The 12,875-nt window shown below is 73.0% G+C and carries 11 protein-coding genes; 8 read left to right on the forward strand and 3 right to left on the reverse strand.

The window, feature by feature from the left end; genetic code table 11:
* Positions 1-5 precede the first annotated feature (5 nt).
* From J8M50_RS26100 to J8M50_RS26120, 5 genes are read left to right on the forward strand one after another with little or no spacing between them, the layout of a single operon-like run.
* Positions 6-965, forward strand: coding sequence for an ABC transporter permease (locus tag J8M50_RS26100; protein ID WP_010360997.1), 960 nt, complete (start codon positions 6-8; stop codon positions 963-965).
* Positions 962-1,825 (forward strand): ABC transporter permease, encoded by an 864-nt coding sequence (locus tag J8M50_RS26105; RefSeq protein ID WP_010360999.1) that lies wholly within the window; start codon positions 962-964, stop codon positions 1,823-1,825. Before J8M50_RS26100 ends, J8M50_RS26105 begins: the two co-directional genes overlap by 4 nt.
* Positions 1,822-3,798 (forward strand): dipeptide ABC transporter ATP-binding protein, encoded by a 1,977-nt coding sequence (locus J8M50_RS26110; protein ID WP_010361000.1) that lies wholly within the window; start codon positions 1,822-1,824, stop codon positions 3,796-3,798. Before J8M50_RS26105 ends, J8M50_RS26110 begins: the two co-directional genes overlap by 4 nt.
* Positions 3,789-4,835: an LLM class flavin-dependent oxidoreductase gene (locus tag J8M50_RS26115; RefSeq protein WP_075662060.1), complete on the forward strand. Its 1,047-nt coding sequence runs from the start codon at positions 3,789-3,791 to the stop codon at positions 4,833-4,835. The genes J8M50_RS26110 and J8M50_RS26115 overlap by 10 nt, the downstream gene beginning before the upstream one ends.
* Complete coding sequence (locus J8M50_RS26120; protein WP_010357351.1) at positions 4,828-5,706, forward strand: sulfurtransferase; 879 nt, start codon at positions 4,828-4,830, stop codon at positions 5,704-5,706. Before J8M50_RS26115 ends, J8M50_RS26120 begins: the two co-directional genes overlap by 8 nt.
* Positions 5,707-5,713: 7 nt before the next feature.
* Here J8M50_RS26120 and J8M50_RS26125 read toward each other — a convergent pair whose 3' ends face one another.
* Both J8M50_RS26125 and J8M50_RS26130 read right to left on the reverse strand, forming a co-directional pair.
* Positions 5,714-7,306 carry an LLM class flavin-dependent oxidoreductase gene (locus J8M50_RS26125; protein ID WP_010357352.1) on the reverse strand — a complete coding sequence of 531 codons (1,593 nt, stop codon included), beginning with the start codon at positions 7,304-7,306 and terminating at the stop codon, positions 5,714-5,716.
* A gap of 197 nt (positions 7,307-7,503) precedes the next feature.
* Positions 7,504-8,943: an MFS transporter gene (locus J8M50_RS26130; protein WP_010357353.1), complete on the reverse strand. Its 1,440-nt coding sequence runs from the start codon at positions 8,941-8,943 to the stop codon at positions 7,504-7,506.
* Between the two features lie 136 nt (positions 8,944-9,079).
* On the opposite strand from J8M50_RS26130, the gene J8M50_RS26135 reads away from it, so the two are divergent.
* The 3 genes from J8M50_RS26135 to J8M50_RS26145 all read left to right on the forward strand — a co-directional run bounded on the left by J8M50_RS26135 (position 9,080) and on the right by J8M50_RS26145 (position 12,001).
* Entirely contained in the window at positions 9,080-9,568 is a 489-nt protein-coding gene (locus J8M50_RS26135; protein WP_010357354.1) for a MarR family winged helix-turn-helix transcriptional regulator, read from the forward strand.
* Positions 9,569-9,688: 120 nt separating this feature from the next.
* Positions 9,689-10,408 (forward strand): response regulator transcription factor, encoded by a 720-nt coding sequence (locus tag J8M50_RS26140; RefSeq protein WP_010357355.1) that lies wholly within the window; start codon positions 9,689-9,691, stop codon positions 10,406-10,408.
* Between the two features lie 138 nt (positions 10,409-10,546).
* Complete coding sequence (locus J8M50_RS26145) at positions 10,547-12,001, forward strand: FAD-dependent oxidoreductase (RefSeq protein ID WP_010357356.1); 1,455 nt, start codon at positions 10,547-10,549, stop codon at positions 11,999-12,001.
* Positions 12,002-12,006: 5 nt separating this feature from the next.
* On the opposite strand, the gene J8M50_RS26150 is transcribed toward J8M50_RS26145, so the two are convergent.
* The gene (locus J8M50_RS26150) at positions 12,007-12,810 is read right to left on the reverse strand and encodes an SDR family NAD(P)-dependent oxidoreductase (protein ID WP_010357357.1); all 804 of its coding nucleotides are present in this window, start codon (positions 12,808-12,810) and stop codon (positions 12,007-12,009) included.
* Positions 12,811-12,875 lie beyond the last annotated feature (65 nt).

The raw sequence follows: 12,875 nt of genomic DNA on the forward strand, positions 1-12,875 counted from the left end.
CGACTGTGCACACGGCCCGGTACGCGGCCACCCGGACACTGCGCGCGGTGTTCGTCGTCTGGGCCGCCTTCACCCTCACCTTCTTCGCCCTGCGCCTGCTGCCCGGCGACCCCGTCGCCCTCATGCTCAGCGGACGCGGCGGCTTCGCCGAACTCACCCCCGAGCAACTCGCCCAGGCACGCGCCGACCTCGGCTTCGACCGCCCGATCCTCGCGCAGTACGCGTCCGCGCTCACCGACGCGCTCCACGGCGACCTCGGCTCCTCCCTCCAGACCGGGCAGCCGGTCGCCCGGATGATCGCCGACGCGATCCCGCCCACCCTCCAGGTCGGCACCCTCGCGCTGCTCCTCGCGCTCACCGCCGGCACGCTCCTCGGCGTCGCCGCCAACCTCACCGCCAGCCCCCTCCTGCGCCAACTCCTGCGCTCCGTCCCCTCGTTCGCCGTCTCCCTGCCCTCCTTCTGGGTCGGCCTCGTCCTCATCCAGCTCCTGTCCTTCCGCTGGCACCTCTTCCCCGCCCTCGGCGACAGCGGCCCCGCCGGCGTCGTCCTGCCCGCCTTCACCATGGCCATCCCCGGCGCCGCCCTCGTCGCCCAGGTCCTCGGCAAGAGCCTCCACACGACCCTCCAGGAGCCGTACGCCGACACCGTCCGCGCCACCGGGGCCGGCAGAGCGCGGCTCCTGTTCGGCCACGGGCTGCGCAACGCCGCCGTCCCCGCCGCGACCGTCGCCGGAATGCTCGTCGGCTCGCTGATCGGGGGCGCCGTCGTCGTCGAGACGGTGTTCTCACGGCCCGGGATGGGACGGATCACCCAGTCCGCCGTCTCGGCGCAGGACCTGCCGGTGGTGCAGGGGGTCGTGGTGGTGGCGGCACTCGTCTTCGCGGTGGTGAACCTGGTGGTCGACCTCCTCTATCCGGTACTCGATCCGCGCATCCGGGCCACAGGACGGCTGGTGACGGCATGACGACGACCTACGAGGAGACCGTTCTCTCGCAGACCCGCGTCCGCCGCGTCCTCGGTACGCCGCTGCGCTCTCCCGGCGTCACCCTCTCCGTCCTCGTGCTCGCGGTCGTCGTCGGCTGGGCCCTCGTACCCGACTGGTTCACCTCCCGCAGCCCCCTCACAGGGGTACCGGCGGAACGGTTCCAGGCGCCCAGTGCCCAACACGTCTTCGGCACCGACCAGTTGGGCCGCGACATCTACGCCCGTGTCGTGCACGGCGCCGCCCTTTCGCTGCGCGCCACCGTCGCCGCCGTCCTCATCGCCCTCGGCGGCGGGGTGGTGCTCGGGCTCGTCGCGGGGTTCTTCGGGCGGCGTACGGACGCGGTCGTCATGCGCGTCGTGGAGGTGATGATGTCGGTGCCGCCCCTGCTGCTGTCCCTCACCCTCGTCACCGCGCTCGGCGTCGGCACCGCGCAGATCGCCGTCGCGATCGGGGTCACCAGCGTGGCCGCTTTCACGCGCGTGATGCGGGCCGAGGTGCTGCGGGTGCGGGCCGCGCCGTACGTCGAGGCGGCGATCCTGTGCGGGGGGCGGTGGTGGCGGGTCCTGCCCCGTTACATTCTGCCGGCGGCCGTCGGGCCCGTCCTGGCGCTTGCCGCCCTCGACTTCGGACTGGTCGTCCTCGCGGTGTCCAGCCTGGGGTTCCTCGGCTACGGGGAGCCGCCGCCCGCGCCCGAGTGGGGGGCGCTCGTCGCCGACGGGCGCAACTACCTGGCCACGGCGTGGTGGCTGACCACCTTGCCGAGTCTCACGGTGACGGGGGTCGTGCTGGCGGCGAACCGGTTGTCCCGGGTGCTGGAGAGAGAAGGGGGCCACCGATGAAGCCGATGGAGCCGGTGGGGGACGTCGGCGTAGGTGTGGTGGGTTCGGTATCCGTCGCTGCCCCGCTGCTCGTCGTCGAAGGGCTGCGGATCGGGTACCGCACCGCGAGCGGTACGCACCTCGCCGTCGACGGGCTCGATCTGACCGCGCGGGCCGGGCAGATCACCGCGCTGGTGGGGGAGTCCGGGTCGGGGAAGAGCAGCACCGCCCACGCGCTGATCGGGCTGCTGCCCGTCGGCGGAACGGTGCTGGGCGGCTCCGTACGGCTCCAGGACGAGGAGCTGACCGGGCTCGGTGAGCGGGGCTGGCGGGAGGTGCGCGGGCGGCGTATCGGGCTGATCCCGCAGGACCCCGGCGTCAGTCTCGACCCCGTCAAGCCGGTCGGCGCGCAGGTCGCCGAGGTGCTGCGGGTGCACGGGCTGGCCACCCGCCGGGACACGCCGGGCCGTGCCGTCGAGCTGCTGGCCGAGGCGGGCCTCCCCGACCCGGCGCAGCGCGCCCGCCAGTACCCCCACGAACTCTCCGGCGGCATGCGCCAACGCGTCCTGATCGCGATAGCCACCGCGGCCCGCCCCCGCCTCCTGATCGCCGACGAACCCACCTCGGCACTGGACGTGACGGTCCAGCGCAGGCTCCTGGACCACCTCCAGAAGCTCGTCACCACGACCGACACGGCGATGCTCCTGATCACCCACGACCTGGCGGTGGTCGCGGACCGCGCGCAGCACGTCGTGGTGATGTCCGAGGGCCGGGTGGTGGAGACGGGGCCGGTGGAACAAGTACTCACGCAGCCCCAACACCCGTACACACGCGGCCTGTTGTCGGACGCGCCGACGCTCGCGGCACGGCCTTCACGCGGCCGGTCCCGCACAGTGGTTCCCGCGCCGGCAGGGGCGGACGGGCCCGGCGATACGCCGACCATCACGGCCGGCCGCCGTTCTGGCGCGACCGGCTCCGCGCAGGCTGGGGCGGAGGCGCTCGGCTCGGTGAACGGGCCCGGTGACGCACCGCCTGCAACGGCCCGGCCTCCGCGCCCCCGTTCCGGCGCGGTGTCCGGTGACGTGCCACCCCTCGCCGCCCGGCATCCCCGTCGCTCCCGCGCGGCCGAACCCGCGTCCGCCGACGCACGCCAGGACCCGCCCGCCCCCGGCGAACCCACCCCGCCCCCACCCCTCTTGCGCGTCACCGGCCTCACCCGCGCCTTCCCCGTCCGAGGCCCCGTCCTGGCCCGGCGCCATACCCGTACCGCCGTCGACGGGGTCGGGTTCGAGCTGGCGCGGGGCGAGACCCTCGGGCTCGTCGGGGAGTCCGGGTCGGGGAAGTCGACGACCGCGCGGATGGTCCTCGGGCTGGAGCGGGCCGACAGCGGGGCGGTGCTGCTGGACGGTGTCGACGTCACCGCCGTACGAGGCGCCGCCCGCAGGGCCCTGCACCGGCGGATCCAGCTCGTCTACCAGAACCCGTACGCCTCGCTGAACCCCCGTTTCACGGTGGGGGAGTTGATCACCGAGCCGCTGCGCAACCACCGGATCGGGAACCGGGCGCAGTGGGACGGCACGGTGCGGCGGCTGCTCGACGACGTCGCGCTGCCGGCCGGGACCGAACGGCGCAAGGCCGCCGAACTCTCCGGCGGGCAGCGGCAGCGCGTCGCCATCGCGCGGGCGCTCGCCCTCGGCCCCGAACTCCTCGTCTGCGACGAACCCGTCTCCGCGCTCGACGTCACCGTCCAGGCCCGCATCCTGGAACTGCTGGCCGGCCTCCAGGAACGGCACGGCCTGAGCTACCTGTTCATCTCCCACGACCTGGCCGTCGTCGCACAGGTCAGCGACCGGATCGCGGTGATGCGCGACGGCCGGATCGTGGAGAGCGGCCCCGCGGACGAACTCCTGCGGTCACCGCGACACCCCTACACCCGGGAGCTGCTGGCCGCCGTGCCCGGCAGCGGCACCACGAAGGACACCCCATGGAGCTAGGTCTCATCACCTTCGGCAGCCTCCTGCCCGACCCCCTCACCGGACAGGCCCTCACCCAGCAGCAGCGGCTGCGGGACGTGGTGCGGGCCGCGGCCGAGGCGGAACGCGCCGGGTTCGCCTGGTACACCGTCGGCGAGCACCACTTCGGTGAACGGGACGTCATCCCCTCGCCCGCGCTCGTCCTCGCCGCGATCGCCGAGCACACCTCGACGATCCGCCTCGCCACCGGGACGACGCTCGTCGCCAACCGCGACCCCGTCCTCGTCGCCGAGGACTACGCCCTGGTCGACCTGCTGTCCGGCGGCCGGCTCGAACTCATCGCGGGCGCCTCCTTCTTCCCCGACCCGTACGCGGTGTTCGGCCAGGCGCCCGAGTCGAAGGCGGCCCGCAAACGCGAGAACACGGAGCTGCTGATCCGGCTGTGGACCGAGGAACACGTCACCTGGCAGGGCGAGTTCAGGCCGCCGCTGAACGACGTCACCGTCCAGCCCCGTCCGGTGCAGCCCAAGCCGCCCCTGTGGATCAGCGGCGGCGTCGGCTCGGAGTCCGTCCAACTCGCCGTGGAGCACGGGCTGCCGCTGGTCGTCGGCACGACCGCGCGTGAACCGGGCACGTTCGTACCGGTCTTCGACGCCTACCGCACGCTGTGGCGGGAGAGCGGCCGTACGGACCCGCCCGGCCGACTCGGCGCCGCCAGCCACGTCTTCGTGGCGAAGTCCTCCCAGCGGGCCCGCACCCTGTGGGCCTCCTACATGAACAACTACCTGACCGTCCGCAAACCCGGCACCACGCACGCCACCGTCCCGCCGGACTTCGACACGTACATCGGCGAGAACGGCCCCGCGATCTGCGGCAGCCCGGCCGAGGTCGTCGACAAACTGGGCAGGCTGCACGAGCTGTGGGGCCACGACCTGCACCTCCTCGCGATCGACGTGGGCGGTATCCCGTACGCGGAGGTCCAGACGGCGACGGAACTGACGGCCGCGGAGGTCCTGCCGCAGGTCGCGGGGATCGGGACGGTGACGGCGGATGCCTGACGCGACCGGCGGATGGCGGAGGGGCGGCGAGGCCCCGTACGCCACCCCCGTACCCCCCGTCGTCGACGCCGACTGGGTCCGCGCGCACCCCGGCCCCCTCGTCCTGGCCGACGTCCGCTGGTTCCTGGACGGCCGCAGCGGGTACGACGCCTACCTCGCCGGGCATCTGCCGGGCGCGGTCTGGGTCGACGTCGACACCGTGCTGTCCGCGCCGCCCGATCCGGCCGGCGGGCGTCATCCGGTGCCGGAGCCGGGGGAGTTCGCGTGGGCGCTGGGGCTGCTCGGGATCGGGGACGGCACGACCGTGGTGGCGTACGACGCCGACGGCGGGGCCTATGCCGCCCGGCTGGTGTGGCTGTTGCGCAGCACCGGGCGGGACGCCGCGCTGCTCGACGGCGGGCTGGGCGGCTGGTCCGGCGCGATCGAGACCGGTGCGGTCGTGCTGCCCGCCGCGCGGCTCACGGCGGTGGAGTGGCCCGCGCGGGCACTGCGCGGCGCCGACGAGGTCGGGGCGGGGAACGCCGTCGTCCTCGACGCGCGCGCCGCCGGCCGGTACTCGGGGGAGCACGTCCTGCCGACGGACATCCGCTCCGGGCACATCCCCGGCGCCCGCAGCGCCCCCTGGAGCGAGAACCTCACGCCGGACGGGACGTTCCTGCCGGCCGATCAACTACGCGCACGCTACCGGGCGTTGGGGGTGGAGGACGGCGCCGACACCGTCGTCTACTGCGGCAGCGGAGTCACCGCCTGCCACGACCTGCTCGCCCTGGAACACGCCGGGATCACCGGCGCCGCGCTCTACCCCGGCTCCTGGTCCGCCTGGTCGGCGGACCCGTCCCGCCGCGTGGCGACGGGGGAGGAGCCGGGGTAGAGGCCGGTCACCAACCCGTCCCGAACCTCGCCATCGGCTCGATCAACTCCCGTTCCTCGTACGCGAGATGCGACAGCAGCGTGTCCGCGAGCAGATCCGTCGCCGCGCGCAGCGCCTCGCCGTCCCCCTCCTCGCGCACGAAGGCGACCAGCGCACGGTCGAGACGCTCGATGACGCCCTGGATCGCGTGGTGTTCCTCGGTGAGCCGGTCCAGCACCGCACCGAGCCGGGGATCGGAACGCCGCAGGTGCGGGAACAGGTCCTCGTCCTCCCGGGTGTGGTGCACGGTGGTCACCCGGCAGTACGAGGCGCAGTACGCCCCGAGCGTCCACGCGTTCTGCCGCAGACTCAGCCGCTGGATCTCGGACCGCGCCTCGCCCGGGTCGAGGGCGTCGTCCAGCACCTGCCGCACGACCTCCCCGAGCCGGTCGAGATCGGCACGGAGCTGGTCGTGGGCGGCGACGAGGTTGCGGGCGGGTTCCTGCTCACGGCGCGAGTAGCCGCGCTGCGGGTCGGCGGGGGGCGCGGTGGGGCGGGAGGACTCGTCCCAGAGCCGCTCGGCGGACTGCCGTGTCGTGGGGGGCGGAGTGGGCTGTACGGAGAGACGGCCGCCGGGCCGGTTCGGCGCGAGGGTGGCGGTGGTGGCACGTGCCGGGGGTGTGGCAGGGACCGTTGAGTCTTCCACCGTATGCGCACGGCCTGCGGAGCCCGGACGGTCCGCCGCGCGTTTGCGTTCCGCCGTCACCAGGTCCCGCGTCGCCGGCGCCACCTCGTTCGCGAACGCCTCGATCAGGGACGGCTGTTGGGTGGGGAGCAGGAACGCGCTCGTGCCGTGTTCCAGGGTGAGCGCGGCCAGTTGCTCCGGCCAGGTGCTCGGCGGGCCCTGCGGGAAGCCGCCCGGTCCCGGCGAGAGGTTGTACAGGCGCCGTACCTTGTCCGGTGCGCGGCCCGCCGACGCCGCTGCCTCGTCGACGGCACGGTGGCCCGCCGCGAGTCGCCCCGGCGGGACGTGCGGCACGCTGGGGAGCCAGCCGTCGGCCTTCTCCCCGGTCAGCGCGAGCATGCGGGGCCCGACGGCGCCGAGCCAGATGCCGATGGAGTGGGCGGGAGCGGGGCCGGGTACGGCGCCGTCGAGCGCGTAGTGCTCACCGGGAACGCGGACCGTCCGGGCCGCATTGCTCCACAGCGCCCGGATGACGTCGATGGCCTCGCGGGTCGCCCGCCGCGCCGTACCGGGGTCGCGGCGCGGTCCGCCGTCGGCGGCGATGGCGTCCCAGTAGGCGCCGGCACCCAGCCCCAGCTCGACCCGTCCGCCACTGATCAGGTCCAGGCCGGCCGCGGCGCGCGCGAGCATGACGGGCGGTCGCAGCGGGAGGTTCGCGACGTTGGGGAAGACCCGTACGCGGGTGGTGGACGCGGCGATGACCGCGAGCACCGTCCACGCGTCGAGCAGGTCCGGCCGGTAGGGGTGATCCGGCACACTCACCAGATCCAGCCCGGCCCGGTCGGCGATCCGGGCGAGCGCCACCGCGTCGTCGGGGTGCCCCGAGGTCGGCACGAGGACGGTACCGAAGAGGAGGTCGTGTCCGTAGTCAGGCATGGGTGCGGGAACTCCCTAGGGGTCGGTGGGGCGCAGACTCGGCGCCGAGGGGAGGCGGGTGGGCTGTGCCGGTGCGGATCGGTGAAGGGGCTGGCGGGGCGGGGACTACAGGGCAGGGGCCGTAAGCGGGACGCCCGCCGCCTCCGCCGCCCGCCCCCGCCCCGACCGGCCACGTGAGCCCCGCGTTCTCGGCCGGCCTAAGCCGCAGACCGCGACCGTTCCCCCTCCGCCTGCGCGGGCGTGGGCGCCGCCTTCTTCGCCCAGAACTTCCCGGGTCCCGCCAACGCCACCAGCGCGGCGACTCCCAGCGCGATGGCCGACATCACGAACGCGGTCGTATACCCGGACTCCTCAGGCACCCGAGTCCCCGGCACCGTCCGCGACACCACGATCGACGCGGCGATCTGCGCCCCGAGGGACCCCCCGATCGTCCGCATGATCGTGTTGATGCCGGTCGCCTCCCCGGTCTGGCTCCGGTCGACCGCGCTGACGACGAGGTTCGCCAGCGCCGCGAACGAGAAGCCGACGCCGACGCCGAGGATCGCGGAGCCGACGTACATGGTCCACTCGGTGTCGTGCGCGCCGGCGTAGACCGCGAAGCCGACGACGCCGATGAGGCAGGCGAGGACGAGGGGGAGCTTCCAGCCGACGGCCGCGCCGAGGCGCCCGGCGAGGGGGCTGGCGATCAGCATGGTCGCGGCCATCGGGACCATGAACAGCCCGGCCTCGGTGACGGACGCGCCGAAGCCGTACCCGGCGCTGGTCGGCGTCTGCGCGAGCAGCGGCACCAGCGTGAACGCCCCGTACATGCCGAACCCGATGACGAGCGCGGTGATGTGGCTGGTCAGGACGGCGGGCCGGCGCAGGAGTTCGAGGTCGATGAGGGGTTCGCGGACCTTGCTCTCGACGTACCCGAAGACGACGAGCAGGACGGCGGTGGCGAGGAAGAGGCCGATGATGCCGGGGGAGGACCAGCCCCACGACTTGCCCTCGCTGATGGCGAGCAGCAGCGCGACGACGCCCGCGCTGAGCAGGACGACGCCGGCCCAGTCGATGCGGCCGGGGTTGGTGTGCGTGGACTCCTGGATGAACACGGTGACGGCGGCGATCCCGAGGAGGATCACGACGAGCCCGAGCCAGAAGATCCAGTGCCAGTCGAGGGCGTCGACGATCGGCCCCGGGATGACGAGCCCGACGCCGAAGCCGATGCCGAACGTGGAGGAGATGAGGCCGATCGCGACGGGCACGCGTTCCCGCGGGAACTGGTCGCGGACGATGCCGAACGCGAGCGGGAAGGCCGCCGACCCGACGCCCTGGACCGCGCGGGCGGCGATGAGCAGGGGGAGCGAGTCGGACAGCGCGGCCAGCAGCGTGCCGGCGGCGAACACGGTGAGGCTGGCGATCAGCACCCGCCGCTTGCCGAACATGTCGCCGACCCGCCCGAGCAGCGCGGTCGCGACGGAGGCGGTGAGCAGGAAGGAGCTGAGCACCCAGGAGACGGCGGTCGTCGAGGCGTCGAACTCCCGCTGGAGGTCGGGCAGCGCGGGCACGACCATCGTCTGCATCAGGGAGAAGGACAGGACGGCGAGGAGGAGAGCGGCGAAGGGCGCGCCGGTGCGCGCTGGCGTGTCGGTCATGGAGAGGTCCTCAGGGGACGGGCGCGGTGATCCGCCGTTCGGGAGCACGGAGCCGGCGCCGAACTAGTGTCGAGACGTAATGATTCCATGGTGTCATCCTTACGTCCAGTCACCACATTCCCGTATCGTTGGACGTATGAGCGAGACCCCTGACTCCACCCCCCGCCCACCGAGCCTGCTGGCGCTCCCCTCGTACCTCGCCGGACACGTGGCCCGGATCGGTCATGACGCCCTCGTGGAAGCGGTGGGCCGGCACGGGCTGCGGCTGCCGCACTTCGCGACGCTCACCGCGCTCGCGGACTTCGGCCCCCTGCCCCAGCACGTGCTGGCCGACCGCCTCGGCTTCCAGCGCAGCCACCTGGGCGGATACCTCGACCTGATCGAGGAGCGCGGCCTGGTCCACCGCACCCGCGACCCCGCCGACCGGCGCCGTCAGCTGGTCGGGCTCACCGAGGAGGGGACGCGCCTCCAGCGCACCCTGTGGCAGGTCGCCGAGGAGTTGCAGGACTCCTTCCTCGCCTGTTTCACCCCGGCCGAGCGCGAGACGCTGACCGCGCTGCTGCTGCGCCTGCTCGACGCCGACGACCGGGCGCGTGCCGGGGAAACACTCGACCGAATTCCGTGAGCGTTTAATGTGATTGAAACAGAGAATCCACCGGAATGACTTTGAATTACTCGCCCCGGTTTAATAGTATGGTACGCGAGTTTCGCTTCGTGTGACGAACTGGACTTACCGGGGGAGAGTATGACGCAAATATCGTCAGAGTTCCTGCGGGAACCGCTTATATCCACCCGCCCCGGAACCGGCGGGTGGCGCATCCTGATCGTCGAGGGCGATGCGGGAGACGCCTGTGCCCTGGAGGAGGGACTGCGCCGGCACGGCCACGAGGTGGCCGCCGTGGACCGGGGCGCCCAGGCCTTGGCGGCCTACGAGAACGTGGACCTCGTCCTGATGGAACTGGAGCTGCCGGACCTGGACGGCCTGGAGGTGTGCAAGGCGATCCGCACGGTCAGCTGCGTCCCGCTGATCGTGGTCACCGCGCGCGGCTCGGAGCTCGACCGGGTCCTCGGCCTCCAGGCCGGAGCCGACGACTACCTGGTCAAGCCGTACGGCTTCCGGGAGTTGATGGCCCGGATCGACGCGGTCATGCGGCGCGTGCGCTCCCGCAGGAGCCCGAGCCGGGCGATCGACCACGGCCCGCTGCACATCGACGTGGGCTCCCGCGAGGTCTGCCTGGACGGCCATGGTGTGGAGCTGACCCGCAAGGAGTTCGACCTCCTGTGCCTGCTCGCGTCCCACCCCGACACCGTCATCTCGCGCAAGCGCCTCCTCCAGCAGGTGTGGGGCGACTCGTGGTCGCGGCGGACCGTCGACACCCATGTCAGCAGCCTGCGCAGAAAACTCGGCGGCAACGGCTGGGTCGTCACCGTACGCGGTGTGGGTTTTCGCCTCGGGCACGCCTGAATTCCCTATTCCGGCATTATCGAGTTCCCCGTCGCGTTCGGCGGCGGGGAACTCGGCCCGGAGATCCACCGAGAATTAAACCTCCGTGTTCCGAGGTTTCCGAGGTTTCCGACTCCGACCGATGGAAGCGAGTAGCGGATGACCCGCATGCACGAATCCCCCGGAAAGTCTGAGCAAAATTCCTCCGCCGTCATCGCGGGCGCCGGCCCCACCGGACTGCTCCTCGCCGGTGACCTCGCGGCGGCCGGCGTCCGGGTGACCGTCGTCGAGAAGCGCCCGGCCGGCATCAGCAACCTGTCCCGCGCCTTCGGGGTGCACGCCCGCACCCTCGAACTCCTCGACGCCCGCGACCTCGCCGACGAACTCGTGGCCACCGGCCAGATCGTCCGCGAACTGCGCCTGTTCGGCGCGATCCCGTTCGACATCGGCGCGCTGCCCTCCCGCTACCCCTTCCTGCTGGTCACCCCGCAGTACGAGGTGGAGCGCCTGCTGCTGCGCCGGGCCCTGAAGCACGGCGCGGAGATCCGCTACGGCAGCGAGGTCACCGGCCTTATCCAGGACGCCGACGGCGTCACCGTCGCGATTCGCACCGACGCGGGCGACACGACCGTACGCACCGAGTGGCTGGTCGGTGCCGACGGGACGCGCAGCGCCGTACGTGAAGCGCTCGGGCTGCCCTTTCCCGGCAAGGTGGTGATCCGGTCGGTGATCCTCGCCGACGTGAAGTTCACCGAGGAGCCGCCCCTCGTGGTGCGGGTGCACGGCGCGGGCGGTGCCTTCGGGTTCATCGCGCCCTTCGGCGACGGCTACTGGCGGGTCGGCGGCTGGGACCGGGCCCACCGGGGCGAACCCGACGACGCGCCGGTCGAGTTCGAGGAGCTGCGCGCGCTGACCGAGCGGGCCTTCGGCTCCGACTTCGGGATGCACGACCCGCGCTGGCTCTCCCGCTTCCACAGCGACGAACGCCAGGTGCCCGCCTACCGCGTCGGCCGCGTCCTGCTCGCCGGCGACGCCGCCCACCAGCACTCCCCGGCCGGCGGTCAGGGCATGAACACCGGCCTCCAGGACGCCGTCAACCTCGGCTGGAAACTCGCCGCCGTCCTCCAGGGCCGCGCCCCCGACGCGCTCCTCGACACCTACCACACCGAACGCCACCCCATCGGCCGCGCGGTCCTGCGCAGCAGCGGCCTCAACCTGCGCCTCGCCATGGCGCACAACCCGCTGGAGATCGCGCTGCGCGCCGTACGCAAACTGGTCGTCACCCACGTCAAGCCGGTGACCCGGCAGGCGGTCGGGGAGATCACCGGAACCGGCTTCGCCTACCCGGCGCCGCGCGGCGCGCACCCCCTGGCCGGGAAGCGCGCGCCGGACCTGGAGCTGGAGGGAGGACGGCTGTACGAGGCGCTGCGCGAGGGGCGTTTCGTGCTGGTCCTGCCGCAGGGCGGGGACTTCGGGCGGGACGGGCTGACCGTCACCCACCGCGTCGACGGCGGCGACGAGGCGCTCCTGGTGCGGCCCGACGGCTACTACGCCTGGGCCGGAGCCCCGACCGCCGAGGCGATCGAGGCGGGGCTCGCGTCCTGGCTGGACTGACACCGTCAGCGCGGCGGCAGCGGCGACAGCGTCGGCAGGTGGGAGAGGAACCCGCCGTCGACGCTGAGCACCTGCCCGGTGATGAACGAGGCGGCCGGCGAGGCGAGGAACGCCACCATCGAGGCCACGTCGTCCGGCGTGCCGAGCCGGGGGATCAGGTTCGCGCTCTGGAACATCCGCTGCACCGGCTCCGGCATGTCCGCCTCCAGCGCCGGGGTACGGACCAGACCGGGCGCGACGGCGTTGCAGCGGACGCCGTCCGCGCCGTACGCGGCGGCCACGGAACGGGTCAGCGCGATCAGCCCGCCCTTGGACGCGCCGTACGCGACCATCACCCGGTCCCCGGACAGGCCCTGGCCGCTGGTGATGTTGATGATCGAGCCGCCGCCGCGCTCGATCATCACCGGCACGGTGTGCTTGCACAGCAGCATCGGACCGCGCAGGTTGACCGCGAGGACCTGGTCCCACAGCTCCGCCGACATGGACACGACGTCCCGGTCCTGGCGGATCGCGGAGGTCAGCGCCGCGTTGTTGTCCAGGACGTCGATGCCGCCGAAGGTGTCGACGGCGAAGTCCACCAGGCGCTCCACGCTCGCCTCGTCGGCGATGTCGACGCCGTGGCCGACCACCGAGAGCCCCTGTGCGACCAGCTTCTCGGCGGCGGTCTTCGCCGGGGCGTCGGCGACGTCCGCGAGGACGACGTGCGCCCCCAGGGCCGCCAGCGCCTCCACCGTCGCGACGCCGATCCCTCCCGCGCCGCCGGTGACCACGGCCACCTTGCCGGTCAGGGAGTGTGCTGCGTGCGTCATCGGTCGACACCTCTCGTTCGGACGGACGTACGGGAAGGAGGCGCTGAACGATCGTGGGGACGGGG

Origin of the sequence: Streptomyces acidiscabies (genome assembly GCF_020010905.1) — a bacterium.
Lineage (GTDB): Bacteria > Actinomycetota > Actinomycetes > Streptomycetales > Streptomycetaceae > Streptomyces > Streptomyces acidiscabies.

Excerpts from the sequence above, each read along its gene's own strand:
- J8M50_RS26150 (WP_010357357.1), bottom strand. The coding sequence starts at position 12,810 with ATGACGCACGCAGCACACTCCCTGACCGGCAAGGTGGCCGTGGTCACC.
- J8M50_RS26130 (WP_010357353.1), bottom strand. The coding sequence starts at position 8,943 with ATGACCGACACGCCAGCGCGCACCGGCGCGCCCTTCGCCGCTCTCCTC.
- J8M50_RS26145 (WP_010357356.1), top strand. The coding sequence starts at position 10,547 with ATGACCCGCATGCACGAATCCCCCGGAAAGTCTGAGCAAAATTCCTCC.
- J8M50_RS26140 (WP_010357355.1), top strand. The coding sequence starts at position 9,689 with ATGACGCAAATATCGTCAGAGTTCCTGCGGGAACCGCTTATATCCACC.
- J8M50_RS26120 (WP_010357351.1), top strand. The coding sequence starts at position 4,828 with ATGCCTGACGCGACCGGCGGATGGCGGAGGGGCGGCGAGGCCCCGTAC.
- J8M50_RS26105 (WP_010360999.1), top strand. The coding sequence starts at position 962 with ATGACGACGACCTACGAGGAGACCGTTCTCTCGCAGACCCGCGTCCGC.
- J8M50_RS26135 (WP_010357354.1), top strand. The coding sequence starts at position 9,080 with ATGAGCGAGACCCCTGACTCCACCCCCCGCCCACCGAGCCTGCTGGCG.
- J8M50_RS26110 (WP_010361000.1), top strand. The coding sequence starts at position 1,822 with ATGAAGCCGATGGAGCCGGTGGGGGACGTCGGCGTAGGTGTGGTGGGT.
- J8M50_RS26125 (WP_010357352.1), bottom strand. The coding sequence starts at position 7,306 with ATGCCTGACTACGGACACGACCTCCTCTTCGGTACCGTCCTCGTGCCG.
- J8M50_RS26115 (WP_075662060.1), top strand. The coding sequence starts at position 3,789 with ATGGAGCTAGGTCTCATCACCTTCGGCAGCCTCCTGCCCGACCCCCTC.